The following is a 658-nucleotide window of genomic DNA, read 5'->3' as shown; positions in this document are numbered from 1 at the left end:
GGCCTGGCTCGACGCGCGAAATTCAGAGTGGGGGGTAACCCCCCTTACACGCGAAAAACCCACCCGACCACCTGGGGTAGGGTGTCTGAAAAAGAGGGGAGGGGAGGGAGGGGGGGGGAGAGGGGAGGGGGGAGGGGGGGGGAGGGGGAGGGGGGGGGGGGGGGGGGGGGGGGGGAGGGGGGGTGTGGGGGGGGGGGGGAGCGGGTGTGGTGGGGGGGTGGGTGGGGGAGGGGAGGGGGGGGTGGAGGGGGGGTGGCGAGAGGGAGGTGGGGTGTGGATGTGAGCGAAAGGTGTGTTCGTGTGGTTCGGTGTCTTTTGTGCGGGAGGGTGGTGGTACCTCCTTTGTTTTGCCTTCAGCCCCCCCCCCACCCAAACCACCCCCCCACCGACCCCCCTACTAACCCCACCCACCCCGCCACCACCCCCCCCAATCACCACAGCCACCCCATCACCTCCCCCCCCCCAGCCCCACCCGCCTAACCAAACCCCGATGCACACCCTCCCTCCGCAGTCATTAGCACTACAACAGCACACACCACCAATCCAAACCCTGATTCCCCAAACGTGCTCACCAACGTCACAAACAAAGCGGCAGCCAACACCAAAAAAACCCCCCCCAACAACCAAACAAACCCACCCAACCCCAACACCCACCAAA

Annotated in this window: 1 protein-coding gene; it reads left to right on the top strand. The window is 66.7% G+C overall.

Annotation, left to right across the window (positions count from 1 at the left end; genetic code table 11):
- The first annotated feature begins 81 nt into the window (after positions 1 to 81).
- A complete protein-coding gene (locus ACTHUG_RS11280) occupies positions 82 to 480 on the top strand; it encodes a hypothetical protein (RefSeq protein WP_440422256.1) in 399 nt (132 codons plus the stop codon).
- The last annotated feature ends 178 nt before the right edge of the window (positions 481 to 658 follow it).

It is taken from the genome of Neisseria sp. P0022.S009 (genome assembly GCF_051956675.1).
In the GTDB taxonomy this organism is placed as follows: domain Bacteria; phylum Pseudomonadota; class Gammaproteobacteria; order Burkholderiales; family Neisseriaceae; genus Neisseria.
This window is presented reverse-complemented; position numbering and strand designations above follow the sequence as displayed.